General features: G+C 68.8%; 13 protein-coding genes and 1 pseudogene. 5 read left to right on the forward strand and 9 right to left on the reverse strand.

Translation table 11 applies throughout. The annotated features are described in order from the left end of the window. Positions 1-209 precede the first annotated feature (209 nt). Positions 210-890: a pentapeptide repeat-containing protein gene (locus tag ACRVYW_RS00940; RefSeq protein ID WP_431800820.1), complete on the forward strand. Its 681-nt coding sequence runs from the start codon at positions 210-212 to the stop codon at positions 888-890. Next, a complete protein-coding gene (locus tag ACRVYW_RS00945) occupies positions 887-1,423 on the forward strand; it encodes a GNAT family N-acetyltransferase (protein WP_431800822.1) in 537 nt (178 codons plus the stop codon). The genes ACRVYW_RS00940 and ACRVYW_RS00945 overlap by 4 nt, the downstream gene beginning before the upstream one ends. Here ACRVYW_RS00945 and ACRVYW_RS00950 read toward each other — a convergent pair. Beyond that, positions 1,410-2,117 (reverse strand): hypothetical protein, encoded by a 708-nt coding sequence (locus tag ACRVYW_RS00950; RefSeq protein ID WP_431800824.1) that lies wholly within the window; start codon positions 2,115-2,117, stop codon positions 1,410-1,412. The two genes, ACRVYW_RS00945 and ACRVYW_RS00950, sit on opposite strands and share 14 nt — an antisense overlap. Beyond that, on the reverse strand, positions 2,114-2,275 hold the full coding sequence (locus tag ACRVYW_RS00955; RefSeq protein WP_431800826.1) for a CopG family transcriptional regulator: 162 nt from the start codon (positions 2,273-2,275) through the stop codon (positions 2,114-2,116). The genes ACRVYW_RS00950 and ACRVYW_RS00955 overlap by 4 nt, the downstream gene beginning before the upstream one ends. 393 nt (positions 2,276-2,668) lie before the next feature. On the opposite strand from ACRVYW_RS00955, the gene valS reads away from it, so the two are divergent. Together valS and ACRVYW_RS00965 are read left to right on the forward strand one after the other, a co-directional pair. Then, positions 2,669-5,260: a valine--tRNA ligase gene (gene valS, locus ACRVYW_RS00960; RefSeq protein WP_431801715.1), complete on the forward strand. Its 2,592-nt coding sequence runs from the start codon at positions 2,669-2,671 to the stop codon at positions 5,258-5,260. Between the two features lies 1 nt (position 5,261). Continuing rightward, positions 5,262-5,510 (forward strand): hypothetical protein, encoded by a 249-nt coding sequence (locus tag ACRVYW_RS00965; RefSeq protein WP_431800828.1) that lies wholly within the window; start codon positions 5,262-5,264, stop codon positions 5,508-5,510. A 25-nt stretch (positions 5,511-5,535) separates the two neighbouring features. Here ACRVYW_RS00965 and ACRVYW_RS00970 read toward each other — a convergent pair whose 3' ends face one another. Together ACRVYW_RS00970 and ACRVYW_RS00975 are read right to left on the reverse strand one after the other, a co-directional pair. Next, a complete protein-coding gene (locus ACRVYW_RS00970) occupies positions 5,536-6,834 on the reverse strand; it encodes an MFS transporter (RefSeq protein ID WP_431800830.1) in 1,299 nt (432 codons plus the stop codon). 136 nt (positions 6,835-6,970) lie between these two features. Further along, a complete protein-coding gene (locus ACRVYW_RS00975; RefSeq protein ID WP_431800832.1) occupies positions 6,971-7,603 on the reverse strand; it encodes a helix-turn-helix domain-containing protein in 633 nt (210 codons plus the stop codon). 111 nt (positions 7,604-7,714) lie between these two features. Here ACRVYW_RS00975 and ACRVYW_RS00980 point away from each other — a divergent pair, with 111 nt between their 5' ends. Further along, positions 7,715-9,787 carry a M3 family metallopeptidase gene (locus tag ACRVYW_RS00980; protein WP_431800834.1) on the forward strand — a complete coding sequence of 691 codons (2,073 nt, stop codon included), beginning with the start codon at positions 7,715-7,717 and terminating at the stop codon, positions 9,785-9,787. Here ACRVYW_RS00980 and ACRVYW_RS00985 read toward each other — a convergent pair. From ACRVYW_RS00985 to clpX, 5 genes and pseudogenes are all read right to left on the reverse strand, one after another. Beyond that, the gene (locus ACRVYW_RS00985) at positions 9,762-10,643 is read right to left on the reverse strand and encodes an alpha/beta hydrolase (RefSeq protein WP_431801717.1); all 882 of its coding nucleotides are present in this window, start codon (positions 10,641-10,643) and stop codon (positions 9,762-9,764) included. The two genes, ACRVYW_RS00980 and ACRVYW_RS00985, sit on opposite strands and share 26 nt — an antisense overlap. A 36-nt stretch (positions 10,644-10,679) precedes the next feature. Beyond that, positions 10,680-10,926 (reverse strand): annotated as a pseudogene (locus ACRVYW_RS00990) (epoxide hydrolase N-terminal domain-containing protein); the annotation flags it as partial. Between the two features lie 9 nt (positions 10,927-10,935). Beyond that, entirely contained in the window at positions 10,936-11,532 is a 597-nt protein-coding gene (locus ACRVYW_RS00995; protein ID WP_431800836.1) for a dihydrofolate reductase family protein, read from the reverse strand. Between the two features lie 145 nt (positions 11,533-11,677). Beyond that, entirely contained in the window at positions 11,678-12,193 is a 516-nt protein-coding gene (locus tag ACRVYW_RS01000) for a GrpB family protein (RefSeq protein WP_431800837.1), read from the reverse strand. 3 nt (positions 12,194-12,196) lie between these two features. Beyond that, entirely contained in the window at positions 12,197-13,465 is a 1,269-nt protein-coding gene (clpX, locus tag ACRVYW_RS01005) for an ATP-dependent Clp protease ATP-binding subunit ClpX (protein WP_431800839.1), read from the reverse strand. Positions 13,466-13,610: the final 145 nt, after the last annotated feature.

Below are 13,610 nucleotides of genomic sequence, written 5' to 3' on the forward strand. Positions count from 1 at the left end.
CCGTGCTTTCGCGCCGACCGCGGTACCACCCCGCTTGGCGGATGTCGAGGCATCCACCCGCTCTCCTGCGGCTGTCACGGGCCTGCCCCGCGCGGTTCTAGTGACCCGGTCGTCGTGACCCGGACGTTCTTCCGCGAGCTCCCCGGTGATGGCCGGATCGCAGCTGATCCGCCCATCATACCGGTGGCGCATGCGCGTAGGGTCGGAGGATGCCTCGACGCAGTGACTCTCCCGCGGGCTCCCCCGCACCGCCGCGCGCCGTGACCCCGGACCTCCCGGACGACCTCGACGATCTCGACGATCTCGAGGGACTCGCGGCCCGTGCGGATCTCATCGGCGTCCGCGTCACCGCACTCGCGGGCGGCGTGTCGGCCGCCCACTCCCGCATCGCCGAATCGCGCATCGATTCCCCCGCCGTCGACCGTCTGGACCTCACGGGCTCCACCTTCTCCGACGTCGTCCTCGCCGAGGCGCGCGCTGCGGAGCTCATCGTGCGGGACGCGACGTGGCGGAATGTCGAGCTGACCGGCGGGCGGATCGGCACGTTCGACGCCCTGCGCGCCGCATGGGACGGTGTCGTGCTCCGCGGCATCCGCATCGACTATCTGACGCTTCCCTCGGCCGATCTCGTCGACGTGCTCTTCGCGGACTGCACGATCGGCGCGCTCGATCTGCCCGAAGCGACGCTCACGCGCGTGCGCTTCGTCGACTGTCGCGCCGATGAGGTCGACACGCGCGGGCTGCGCGCCGCCGACCTCGATCTTCGCGGCCTCGAGGCGCTCTCCTACACCGACCCGCGCGGACTCTCCGGGGCGACGCTCGAGGCGCGGCAGGCCGAGGTGCACGCCGTCTCGTTGGCGCACGCGCTCGGCATCCGGGTCGCGCCGTGATCGTTCAGACTGCGCGCCTCGAGCTGCGCGAGATGACGGATGCCGACCTGCCCGCTCTGCGCAAGGTCCTTCACGACCCCGTCGCGATGACCGCATACGAGGGCGCCTTCACCGACGCCGAGTCGGCGGACTGGCTGCGCCGCCAGCAGGAGCGCTACCGCGACGACGGATTCGGCCTGTGGGCGGTCGTGCTCAGGGAGAGCGGCGAGATGATCGGGCAGTGCGGCATCACGCGGCAGCGCATTGACGATGACGAGGTGATCGAGGTCGGCTACCTGTTCCAGCGTGCGCACTGGCATCGCGGGTATGCGGTGGAGGCGGCATCCGCCTGCCGCGACTGGGCGTTCGAGACTCTCCCGATCGACGAGCTCTACGCGAAGGTACGCTCGACGAACGTCGCATCGATGAACGTCGCGATCCGCCTCGGGATGACGGTGCGCCGCACCTTCACGACCCACTACCGCGGTGTCGACATGCCCCGCCTCGCGTTCGCGGTGGCGCGCCGCGAGTGGGAGGCGCTCACGCGTCGGTGACGCGGCGGTAGCCGTACATGTCCTCGTAGGCGCCGTTGATCCAGAGCCGCCAGCCCTCGGGTGTCGTCACGAGCGCGGTGCGGTTGTAGGCCTCATCGTGGACGTCGGCGTCAAACCCCACCGTCGCCAGCCGCTCCGTGAGTGCATCGAGGTCGCCGGTCGACGACATGCCCAGGACGACGCCCGCCGTGTCGCCCCGATGGAACGCAATCGATCCGCCGCCCGGGGCGCGGAACTCGATCCACGCGCCCGAATCGGCCGCGATCGTCTCCACGAGACCGAACGCCGTGAGCACGGGGCGCACGGTCGCGACGTCGGTGTCGTACCAGATCGGCTGGACCACGGTGCCGTCTGCTGCCCGCCGCAAAGGCTGCGTCGCCGACACGCGTACTCCCGAGGCGGAGGTCGCCGTGAGGAGCGGACCGATGTCGTCGAGCACGGTCCGCTCGTTCGGTATGCCGGCTGCGCCGAGAGCCCGCTCGACGGCGTCGAGGTCATCGACGAGGAGATGGAGCTCCGTGGTGTCGGCCGCGGCATCCCCCGTCTCCACAGCATGGACAGCGAGGATGCCGTCGCCGTCGAACTCGCTCCACATGTGCTGCGGCACGCCGTGCGGCGCGAGTCCGATCGCCTCTGCGAGAGCGTGCCAGCGCTCGGGCTGGGTCGTGTAGTGGATGGCTTGGACGGTGTTCACGATGCCTCCTCCAGGTAGCTCGTCAGGGCTCGCTCGACCAGCGCCGACAGTGATACGCCGTCGTCGATCGCGCGATGTTTGACCTCTCGGATGAGAGTCGGCGGCAGGTACACGTTGAATTGCGCCTTCGCCGCGGCGCCGCCTGACTCTGCTTGCATGCTAGCAAGATAGCATACAGAAGCCTGTTGTGGGGAAGAGCCGGTGTACACGACTCCGGAGATGCGAGGTGCGCCGAGGCGCGGGCCGCGCCATCGCGCGAGGTCCTGCCGCCGCGAGCACCGAATCTCCGGAGTTGTGAGCCGGGGGCGACGGAGCTTACGACGACCGGCGGCGGCGGCGACGACGGCCGTCCGAACACAACTCAGGCAGATCTGCACGCCACGCGCCCCCGAACGGCCGGAGCGCGGATTCTGCCTGAGTTGTGAACCGGGATCGCGCGCACCGGGCAGCGCCCGCCGCCACCGCGTGCGGGGCGGCCCGGTAGACTGGGCGCACAACCCACACTCAGGCACGCTCACACAGTGCCGCACATATCGCTCGAGGAGACCCATATGTCGAACGCGCAGATTCCCGACAAGCCCGCCCTGGAAGGCCTCGAGCAGAAGTGGGATGCCGCGTGGACCGCGGACGGCACCTATCTCTTCGACCGCGATGCGGCCAAGGGCACCGGGCGCGGTGGCGTCTACTCGGTCGACACTCCGCCGCCGACTGCGTCGGGATCGCTCCACATCGGCCACGTGTTCAGCTACACGCACACCGATGTGAAGGTGCGGTATGAGCGCATGCGCGGCAAGACCGTGTTCTACCCGATGGGCTGGGACGACAACGGCCTGCCGACCGAGCGTCGCGTGCAGAACTACTACGGCGTGCGCTGCGACACCTCGCTCCCCTACGACGCCGACTTCGAGCCGCCGTTCCACGGCGACGCGAAGAGCCTGAAGCCGGCCGATCAGGTGCCGATCAGCCGCCGCAACTTCATCGAGCTGTGCGAAGAGCTCACGCTCGAGGACGAGAAGCAGTTCGAGGCGCTGTTCCGCCAGCTCGGCCTCTCGGTCGACTGGACGCAGACCTACCGGACGATCTCGAACGACACGATCCGCACGAGCCAGCTGGCGTTCCTCCGGAACCTCGAGCGCGGTGAGGCCTACCAGTCGCTCGCGCCGACCCTGTGGGACATCGACTTCCGCTCGGCGATCGCGCAGGCCGAGCTCGAAGACCGCGAGCAGCAGGCGAACTACCACCGCATCGCGTTCCACAAGAGCGACGGCTCGGGCGACATCCACATCGAGACGACGCGACCCGAGCTCCTCGCCGCGTGCGTCGCTCTCGTCGCGAACCCCGGCGACGAGCGCTACCAGCCGTACTTCGGTACGACCGTCCGTACGCCGATCTTCGATGTCGAGGTGCCGGTGCTCCCCCACCCGCTCGCCCAGCAGGACAAGGGCTCGGGCATCGCGATGGTCTGCACGTTCGGCGACGTGACCGACATCGTGTGGTGGCGTGAGCTCGACCTGCCGAACCGCACGATCCTCGGCAAGGACGGGCGCGTTCTCCCCGACGCGCCCGATGCGTTGACGACGGATGCCGCGAAGGCCGCGTACGCGGAGATCGCGGGTCTCACGGTGTTCAGCGCGAAGAAGAAGATGGTCGAGCTGCTGGAGGCATCCGGCGAACTGCTCGAGATCTCGAAGCCGTTCAGCCACCCGGTGAAGTTCTATGAGAAGGGAGACCGGGCGCTCGAGATCGTCTCGACGCGCCAGTGGTACCTCCGCAACGGGGCGCGCGACGAGGCGTTCCGCGAGAAGCTCATCGCCCTCGGTCGCGAGATGTCCTGGCATCCCGACTTCATGCGCGTGCGCTACGAGAACTGGACGAACGGGCTCACCGGCGACTGGCTGGTGTCGCGCCAGCGCTTCTTCGGCGTCCCGATCCCCGTGTGGTACCCGCTCGATGAGAACGGCGACCGCGTGGAGGCCGGCGTGATCGTGCCCGACGCCGCCGATCTGCCCATCGACCCCACGATCGACGTTCCGGACGGCTTCGACGAGTCGCAGCGCGGTGTGCCGGGCGGATTCGAGGGAGAGCGCGACATCTTCGACACGTGGGCGACGTCGTCGCTCACCCCGCAGCTCGCCGGCGGCTGGAAGCGCGACGAGGAGCTCTGGAACCTCGTCGCGCCCTTCGACCTGCGCCCGCAAGGCCAGGAGATCATTCGCACGTGGCTGTTCTCCACGATGGTGCGCTCCGCTCTCGAGGACGACCGCGCTCCGTGGACGGATGCCGCGATCTCGGGCTACATCCTCGACCCCGACCGCAAGAAGATGTCGAAGTCGAAGGGCAACGTCGTCACGCCCGCCGACATCCTCGACCGGCACGGCACCGACGCGGTGCGCTACTGGTCGGCTTCCAGCCGGTTCGGCTCGGACGCGGCCTTCGACATCCAGAACCCGACCCAGGTGAAGATCGGTCGACGCCTCGCGATCAAGGTGCTGAACGCGGCGAAGTTCGTGCTGTCGTTCCCCGTCCCCGAGGGTGCGGAGGTGACCCACGCGCTGGATGCCGCGATGCTCGCGACCCTCGACCAGGTGGTCCGCGACGCGACCGCCGCGTTCGAGGCGTACGACCACGCGCGGGCGCTGGAGATCACCGAGGCGTTCTTCTGGACGTTCTGCGACGACTATCTCGAGCTCGTCAAGGAGCGCGCGTACAACCAGAACGACGTCGGGCAGGCATCCGCCGCGCTCGCGCTCCGTCTCGCCCTTTCGACGCTTCTGCGCCTCCTCGCCCCCGTGCTCGCGTTCGCGACCGAGGAGGCGTGGTCGTGGTTCGAGGACGGCTCGATCCACACCGCTCCCTGGCCCGAGCCGCGGGGCATCGAGGGCGACCCGGCGGTCCTCACGGCCGCGAGCACCGCGCTCGTCGGCATCCGCCGCGCGAAGACCGAGGCCAAGGCGTCGCAGAAGACGCCCGTCGCGCGAATCGTGCTGCGGGCGCCGGATGCCGTGGTCGCGGCACTCTCCCTCGCAGAGGGCGACCTCAAGGCCGTCGGTCGCATCGAGACGCTCGAGCTCCTCACCGGAGGCGACGGCCTGACCGTCGAGAGCGTCGAACTGGCCCCTCAGCCCGAACAGAGCGGAGTCTGACATGCAGCTCGGAACGCGTTGGACGAGCGGCGACGAACCGCCCGCGGCCGTACCCGCCTCTCTCCGTCCGCAGATCGCCGCGGTCGACCGGGCGCTCCCCGACGATGACCTGGGTCAACCCCGGCACCGCTGGACGCTGACCTTCCTGGAGGGTCGCCCCATCGCCGAACTCGATGACGGGACGATCGTCGAAATGACGGCGTCGGGCGGTGTCGTCGTGCGTCACGACCAGGACGACGAGTTCGCCTGAGCGCTCTGGTGGCGTCACCAGCGCGTCACCTCGCGGTCTCGCCGCCGGCCTCCGCGTGCTCCGTCTCGCTCGCCGCCACCGCTTCGCGCGTGCCGCGCACGATGAGGCGCGCAGCGACGAGCGTCGTGACCACGATGATCGCGCCCCCGATGAGGAAGGGGACGCGCAGGTCGATGCGGGCGACCCACCCGCCGAGGAGCGCCGCGACCGGGAAGAGACCCCAGGTCAGGGTGCGACTGACACCGAGCACCCGTCCGAAGATCGGCGCCGGCACGATCTGCTGTCGCAGACTCCCCCACGGCACGTTCCAGATCGAGACGGCTCCCGCCGAGACGGCGAACGCCGCGACCGCGGTCCAGACGTTCGGGGCGAGACCCGTCAGGGCGATCATGACGCCGCTGACGAGGATCGCGACGAACATGACCTCGCCGCGTCCGAAGCGGTCGACGAGGCGCGACGCGACGAGCGATCCCGCGAGGGCCATTGCACCGATACCGGCCGTGACGAAGCCGATCGCCGCGACCGGAACACCGAGCGGTCCGAGGAGATAGAGCACCGTCGCCGCCTGGGCGAACGACAGTGAGCAGCCGATCAGCGCGGTGAACAGGACCATCGACCGCAGGTATCGGTGCCCTACCAGGTAGCGGAGAGCCTCTCGCGTGCTCACCGGGCGCGGACGTGATCCGGCATCCGTCGCCTTCGCCATGCCGCGCGCGGCGCTGAGCGGCAGGAGAAGCGCGAGGATGACGGGAACGAGGTAGCCGGCGGATCCGGTCCACAGCGGAAGGGCCAGCGAGACGGCGAACAGGACGCCGCCGATCGGGGTCGCGATGAAGTTGTCGATGGTGACCTGCGCCGCCTGCAGCCACCCGTTCGCGCGATCGAGCTGATCGCGGCGGACGACGCTCGGGATGATCGCGTTCGTGGCGTTGTCGAAGAGCGTCTCGCCGAATCCGAAGAGGAGCGTCGCGACGAACAGCGCCCACAGCGTCAGCGATCCGGTCGTCCCGAGCACCGCGAGCCACACGGCGGCGCCGCCGCGGAGGATGTTCGCGGTCGCCATGATGTAGCGCCGGTCGACGCGATCCACGATCATGCCGGCGGGGAGGCCGAAGACGAGCCACGGCACGAACGCGAGCGCGCCGATCACGGAGATCGCCAGCGGGTCCTGCGTCAGGGTGACGGCCACGAGCGGCACCGCCGTGCGTCCGATGCCGTCGGCGAGATTGCTGAACGCGGCGGCCGTCCAGAGCTTGCCGAAGTCGCGCCCCAGCGGCCGCCGCGGAGCGGAAGCCGTCGCCGCGCTCGTCTTCACGGTGCTCACGGTCGTCACGGTGCTCACGGTCAGCGCGGCAGGAGGGGCAGCGCGTGCACGGCGGAGTGATCGCGACGAGCGTCGTCGAACTGCGCCCATGCGGCCGCGTGCGCAGGAATCACTCGGGTGGAGGGGGTGGTGCGCTTCATGATGATGCTCCTTGCTCGGGGAGGGGGAAGATGTCGGCGCGGATGCTGATCGGCCGCAGTCCCTCGGTATCCGGATCCTGGTCGCGGTACGCGCGGGCGAACTCGTCGATCACGTGCTGCATGCGCGAGATGAGGTCGATCGTCTGCGGGAGGGTGAGCCGGAGGTTCGCCGTTGTGATCATCGCCTCTTGGGGGTCGACGACGCCCGAGGGGACGAGGGACGAGTTGACGTATTGCATGAGCTGCTGGTGGCGCCGCGTGAGGAACTCGCTCATCACGACTTGGGTGGCGGCGCGGCCGGACGGCGTCTTCATCGCGTCCGGGTTCGTGAAGCTGATTCCGCCGCGCGGACGCTCCCACCAACGCTCCCGGCCCGTTCCGCGGTCGGCGACCTCACGGATCAGATCGTGTTTGGCGAGCGCGCGCAGGTGGTAGCTGGTCGAGCCGGAGGACTCCCCCGTCATCGCGGCGAGGGTGCTCGCGGTCTGCGGACCGTACTGGCTCAGGATGTCGTAGATCTCGACGCGCAGCGGGTGTGCGAGAGCGCGCAACGCTCCGGCATCCAGCATCCGCTCCGCGTGCGGCATCTGCGCTGCGGACATCTCGTCGGGTCCCTCGATCTCGGTCATGCTGCAAAGATACCTTTGCAGATAGTAGGTTGCAAGCTCTTGTTTGCAACCTGCTCTTTGCAGGACGGCGGGTGCTCCAGAGGATGCGTTCGGGGGACGTACGCTGAAGACATGACGGATGCCTCGGCCAACCCCCTCCTCGCTCCTTCGACGCTCCCGTACGGGCTCCCCGACTACCGAGAGATCGCTCCGCAGCACTACCTCCCCGCGTTCGAGGAAGCGTTCGCACAGCACCGCGCCGAGATCGCCGCCATCACGGCGCAGACGGAACCTGCGTCCTTCGAGAACACGATGATTCCGCTCGAGCGCAGCGGCGACCTGCTCGGCTCTGTCGCCCGGACGTTCTACACGGTGAGCTCCGCCGACGCGACACCGGAGATCCAAGAGATCGACGAGACGCTCGCTCCGCTCATGTCCGCACACCGCGACGCGATCACGCTCGACGCAGCGCTCTACGCCCGCATCGCCGACCTGCACGCGCAGCTCGACGATCTCGACCTCGATGCGGAATCGCGCTACCTCGTCGAACGCCACTACCGCGAGATGACGCACGCCGGTGCGGCCCTCGACGACGACGCGAAGTCTCGTCTCACCGATCTCAACGGGCGCCTCGCGACGCTCAGCAACACCTTCGAGAAGCACCTGCTCGCCGACACGAACGACCTCGCCGTCGTCTTCGACACCGCGGAGGAGCTCGACGGCCTCGATGAGGGCGCGCTCTCCGCCGCCACGCAGGCCGCGGCTGACCGGGGACTCGAAGGGAAGTACGCCGTCACGCTGACGCTGTTCACCGGGCATCCCTACCTCGCGCGTCTCACCGACCGGGCGAGCCGCGCGCGCCTGTTGGAGGCGTCGCGCTCGCGGGGCGTCCGGGGTGGCGCGAACGACAATCGCGTGATCGTGCGCGAGATCGTGCGGTTGCGGGCCGAGCGTGCCGCGCTTCTCGGATACGATTCGCACGCGGCTTACATCACCTCAGACGAGACCACCGGTACGCCCGAGGCCGTCCACGCCATGCTGCGTCAGCTCGCCGCGCCGGCGGCCGCCAACGCGCGGCGGGAGCAGGCCGCGCTGCAGCAGATCATCGACGAGACCGCGGCCGACACCGGGACGGAGCCGTTCACGCTCGAAGCGCGCGACTGGGCGTACTACACCGAAAAGGTCCGCACTGCGACCTACGACATCGACACGGCGGCGCTCCGCCCGTGGTTCGAGGCCGAGCGCGTGCTCCAGGACGGTGTGTTCTGGGCTGCGACCCAGCTCTACGGCGTCACCTTCACCGAGCGGCCCGATCTTCCCGCCTACCACCCCGACGCCCGCGTGTTCGAGGTGAAGGATGCCGACGGCTCGCCCCTCGGCCTCTTCATCCTCGACCTCTACACCCGCGACACGAAGCGGGGTGGCGCGTGGATGAACTCGATCGTGCTGCAGTCGCGCCTGCGCGGCACCTCGCCCGTCGTCGTCAACAACCTGAACGTGCCGAAGCCTGCCGCCGGCAAGCCGACACTCCTGACACTCGACGAGGTCACGACGCTCTTCCACGAGTTCGGACATGCGCTGCACGGGCTGTTCGCCGTCACGACCTACCCGCACTTCTCCGGGACCGCCGTCTTCCGCGACTTCGTGGAGTTCCCGAGCCAGGTCAACGAGATGTGGATCATGTGGCCCGAGGTCCTCGCGCACTACGCGCGGCATGTCGAGACCGGTGAGCCGCTCCCCCAGGACGTCGTCGACCGCCTGCACGCCTCGGAGACTTTCAACCAGGGCTTCGCAACGAGCGAGTACCTCGCCGCGGCCTGGCTCGACCAGGCCTGGCATTCGTTGGATGCCTCAGCTGCGGCGGCGGTCGATGATGTCGCCGCCTTCGAGGCGTCCGCCCTCGCCGACATCGGCCTCGACAACCCGGTCGTCCCGACGCGGTACTCGTCGACGTACTTCGCGCACGTGTTCTCGGGCGGCTACAGCGCGGGCTATTACTCGTACATCTGGAGCGAGGTGCTCGACGCCGACACCGTCGAGTGGTTCACCGAGAACGGCGGCCTGACGCGTGCGAACGGCGACCGCTTCCGCGAGCGACTTCTCGGCGTCGGAGGCTCGAAGGATCCGCTCGAGGCCTACCGCGACTTCCGCGGGCGCGACGCCGAGATCGCCCCGCTTCTCAAGCGCCGCGGCCTCGAGGGATAGGCGCACCTCCGCGTTCAGGCGAGCGCACGGATCTCGCGTGCAGAGGGATCTCGCGTGCGAAGGCGCGCGTCCGCTCTGCGATCGCCGCGGGGACCTCAGCCACCGCGAAATGCCCGCCTTCTTCGAGCCGCTCGAACACGCGGAGATCACGATAGAAGCTGCGCGCGACCGATTCGGGGTTGTCGTGTTCGTGCCGCTGAATGAAGACCGCAGCAGGAACCTCGACCGGAGGCACGTCCCCGCCGCCGCCGTCGAAGTAGGGCCGGAACGACGTCCCGATCGACTGTGTCACCCAGTAGAGCGTCGCCTCCGTGAGGATCCGGTCGCGCGAGATGCGTCGTCCGACAGCGCTCGGGTCGCCGACCGGAGTGTCGCTCCATTCGACGAGTTTCTCGGCGATCCAGGCGAGGATCCGGGCGGGCGAGTCGTGGAGCGCTGCGGCGAGCGTGTCGGGTCGGGTGTGCTGCAGGTGCGCGTATCCGCTCATCGCGTATGCCTCGGCGTCCACGCGGTCGTAGAACGCGCGCGCATCGGCATCGGTCGTCGCTTCGCGCTCGGCCGCGCCCAGGAAGTGGGCGTGTGTCACGACGATCCCCGCGACGGTGTCGGGATGGGAGGCCGCGATGAGGTCGCTGACGTTCGCCGTCAGGTCCTCGCCGTAGGTGAGGAAGCGCTCGTAGCCGAGGACCTCGGTCATCAGGCGGTGCATGAGGTCGGCGAACCGCGCCTCGGTGATCGGCTCGTCGAGCGGCGGTGAGAAGGCGAACCCCGGGAGGCTCACCACCACGACGTCGAAGTCGGGGAGCAGGTCTGCGAAGTCGAGCTGCAGTGCGAACGTGTGGGGCCATCCGTGCATCACGAGGAGGGCGGGCGCGCCAGTTCGCTCCGAACGCAGATGGGCGAAGTGCAGAGTTGCGCCGTCCACGTCCGCAAAGAACTGCGGATGCCTGTTCAGCCAGGCTTCCCGCGCGCCAGTCGAACGCCCGCCAGGAATCGACCAGTGTGCGCAGGTAGTCCGCCGTCATCCCCGAGTGCATGCGGCGCGGGGAGTCGTCGAGGAAGCGCGTCCGCGCGAGCCGGCCGCTGAGGTCGTCGACCACGACGTCCGGAATGTCGATGGTGAAGGGTTGGATGGACATTTCGGCACGCTACTGCGGGCCTCGGACATCTCGTCCGGCCGCGTCCGCTGGCGCGGCTTCGATCGCGAAGATCAACCGCGCGAACGCGCCGACGGCCTTCGCCGACACCAGCCGCAGCCGATCGGACTCGAGCCGTCGCGGCAGAAGCGGCGCCCCGCCGGTCAGCAGCACGGGGGCGATGGAGACGGCGATCTCATCGAGAAGACCGGCGTCGAGGAACTGGCCGGCGAGGTCGCCTCCTCCGACGATCCAGATGTCCTTCTCCCCCGCTGCCGCACGGAGCGCGGGCACCGCATCGGACACGTCGCCGGAGACGAAGGTGATGTCGGCGCCTTCCGGGGCCGGAAGATCGCGCGTGGTGAAGACGAAGGTCGGGGTGTCGCCGTGGAACTCCCGCCACTTCTCCGGGTGGGCGAGAATGTCCGACTCCTGCAGCACCCACTCATACGTGGTCGACCCCTCCACCATCGCGCCGACGTTCTGGGGTAGTACTTCGTCGTCGGGGGTCGTCTCGCCGTCGACAGCGAAGAGCCAGGCGAGCGAGTTGTCCTCATCCGCGATCCAGCCGTTGAGCGAGGTCGCCGTGTCGAAGATGATCCGTGTCATGCCTGGCAGGCTACGCGGAGCCTCGGACACGGTCGGGTCGGCAGTCTTGTCGGCGCGAAACGTCCCCATTCCGACAGATGAGCGCGGAGTGCGCCGACAATCGCGTTCGAGGCCGCGTGCTGCGCCGAAGATGACGCGCCGGCGCCTACCCCGAGCGTCGGGAGCCGAGTAGCCGCACCACCGTGGCATGCTTCGCCCGGGTGTACGCTCGCCAGTCGGCGTTGTCCGACGCCGCGGCGCGCTTGGCGGCGAGGTAGTCGGCTCGCGCGCGTGCGTCGCGGCGCAGGATATCTCGGAAGGCGAGCCGTGCGACCCACATCTCTCCGCCGTGCGGGACGACGTGCACGACCGCGCCGCCCGAGGCATCCTCGCTGCGCAGATCGACCTCGGCCCACATCCATGCATGACCGGGACGGATGCCGTCGAGCTGCAACCCCGCGCGTTGCAGAGCGCTCACGGCCTCCTCAACCGCACCCGCGACGCCGACGAGCACGTCGACGGCATCCTTCGCCGGGAAGTCCGGCACCGCAGTGGATCCGATGTGCTCCACATGAGCGTCGCGGAGTGTTGCGCCCACCAGCGCCGACACCGCCGCGAATCGCTCTGCCCACGCGGCGCCACGCGGTTCGACGAGCCGCACGGGCCCGAGATCGCGGGGCACCGGTCAAGCGCTCTTGCGCTTGCGCTCCAGAACCAGGGTCGGCTCGGCCCCCTCGGTGACGGCGGCGCGGGTCACGATGACCTTCGCGACGTCGTCGATCGAGGGGATCTCGAACATGATCGGGCCGAGGACGTCCTCGAGGATCGCTCGCAGGCCCCGCGCGCCCGTCTTCCGGGCGACGGCGAGGTCGGCGATCGCCCGCAGCGCGTCGTCTTCGAACTCGAGCTCGGCGCCGTCGAGTTCGAACATGCGCTGGTACTGCTTGACGAACGCGTTCTTCGGGCCGGTCAGGATCTCGATGAGCGCCTTCTGGTCGAGCGGCGCGACCGACGTGACGACCGGGAGCCGCCCGATGAACTCGGGGATCAGACCGAACTTGTGCAGGTCTTCGGGCTCGACCTCGCTGAACAGGTCGAGCTCCTTGCCCTTCTCCTGCAGCGGGGCACCGAAGCCGACGCCGTGCTTGCCGACGCGTGAGGAGATGATGTCCTCGAGGCCTGCGAAGGCGCCCGCGACGATGAACAGGACGTTCGTCGTGTCGATCTGGATGAACTCCTGGTGCGGATGCTTGCGCCCGCCCTGGGGCGGCACGGAGGCGACGGTACCCTCGAGGATCTTCAGCAGCGCCTGCTGGACGCCCTCCCCCGACACATCGCGGGTGATCGAGGGGTTCTCGGCCTTGCGGGCGATCTTGTCGACCTCGTCGATGTAGATGATGCCGGTCTCGGCGCGCTTGACGTCGAAGTCGGCGGCCTGCAGGAGCTTCAGCAGGATGTTCTCGACGTCCTCGCCGACGTATCCCGCCTCGGTGAGGGCCGTCGCGTCGGCGACGGCGAACGGGACGTTGAGACGCTTGGCGAGCGTCTGCGCCAGGTACGTCTTGCCGCAGCCGGTGGGGCCGAGGAGCAGAATGTTGCTCTTTGCGATCTCCACCTCTTCGGCGCGCTGCTCGGCGGGCTGGATGGTGCCGTGTGCACGCACGCGCTTGTAGTGGTTGTAGACGGCGACCGAGAGCGCCTTCTTCGCGGCATCCTGCCCCACCACGTACTCCTCGAGGAACGAGAAGATCTCCCGTGGCTTGGGAAGGTCGAAGTCGGCGACGACCCCGTCGCCGGACTCGGCCATACGCTCTTCGATGATCTCGTTGCAGAGTTCGACGCACTCGTCGCAGATGTATACGCCGGGGCCCGCGATGAGCTGCTGGACCTGCTTCTGGCTCTTGCCGCAGAAGGAACACTTGAACAGGTCGGCGCTCTCACCGATGCGAGCCATGGTGCCCCTCCTCAGGAGAACTCTCGAGAATCCGCTTCGAGCCTAACCTCTGATCCCGACATCGCGGCGGATTGCGACGCGCGGGGAACACAGAAACGCCCCGCCGACCGCGGAGATCCGGGTGGGCGGGGCGTTTCAGGGCCTC

The sequence above is a fragment of the Microbacterium sp. bgisy203 genome, assembly GCF_965345155.1.
Lineage (GTDB): Bacteria > Actinomycetota > Actinomycetes > Actinomycetales > Microbacteriaceae > Microbacterium.

Coding starts and splice junctions, on each gene's coding strand:
- ACRVYW_RS00995 (WP_431800836.1), bottom strand. CDS start 11,532: ATGACACGGATCATCTTCGACACGGCGACCTCGCTCAACGGCTGGATC.
- ACRVYW_RS00980 (WP_431800834.1), top strand. CDS start 7,715: ATGACGGATGCCTCGGCCAACCCCCTCCTCGCTCCTTCGACGCTCCCG.
- ACRVYW_RS00940 (WP_431800820.1), top strand. CDS start 210: ATGCCTCGACGCAGTGACTCTCCCGCGGGCTCCCCCGCACCGCCGCGC.
- ACRVYW_RS00985 (WP_431801717.1), bottom strand. CDS start 10,643: ATGCACGGATGGCCCCACACGTTCGCACTGCAGCTCGACTTCGCAGAC.
- ACRVYW_RS00955 (WP_431800826.1), bottom strand. CDS start 2,275: ATGCAAGCAGAGTCAGGCGGCGCCGCGGCGAAGGCGCAATTCAACGTG.
- ACRVYW_RS00975 (WP_431800832.1), bottom strand. CDS start 7,603: ATGACCGAGATCGAGGGACCCGACGAGATGTCCGCAGCGCAGATGCCG.
- valS (WP_431801715.1), top strand. CDS start 2,669: ATGTCGAACGCGCAGATTCCCGACAAGCCCGCCCTGGAAGGCCTCGAG.
- ACRVYW_RS00965 (WP_431800828.1), top strand. CDS start 5,262: ATGCAGCTCGGAACGCGTTGGACGAGCGGCGACGAACCGCCCGCGGCC.
- clpX (WP_431800839.1), bottom strand. CDS start 13,465: ATGGCTCGCATCGGTGAGAGCGCCGACCTGTTCAAGTGTTCCTTCTGC.